This is a genomic window from Cognatundibacterium luofuense (genome assembly GCF_018139685.1).
GTDB lineage: Bacteria > Pseudomonadota > Gammaproteobacteria > Burkholderiales > Burkholderiaceae_D > Undibacterium > Undibacterium luofuense.
On the sequence record NZ_JAGSPN010000639.1, the window covers coordinates 1 to 283 of the forward strand.

Here is a 283-nt window from a genome sequence, read left to right on the forward strand (position 1 = left end):
GCCTGTTCGACCAGGAAGGACATAGGATTCGCTTCATACATCAGGCGCAGCTTGCCCGCTTTATCGGGTTCACGCTGATCTGCCGGGTACATAAAAATACCGCCACGGTTCAGAATACGGTGCACATCAGCCACCATGGAAGCAATCCAGCGCATATTGAAATTCTTAGCGCGCGGACCAGTTTCGCCTGCCAGCATTTCATCCACATAGCGTGTGACTGGCGGATACCAGTGACGGCTGTTGGACGCATTAATCGCGAATTCTTTGGTGTCCGCAGGAATCT

Annotated in this window: 1 pseudogene; it reads right to left on the minus strand. The window is 52.7% G+C overall.

Annotation, left to right across the window (positions count from 1 at the left end):
• A pseudogene (locus KDM89_RS21995) lies at positions 1–283 on the minus strand (class 1 fructose-bisphosphatase); the annotation flags it as partial.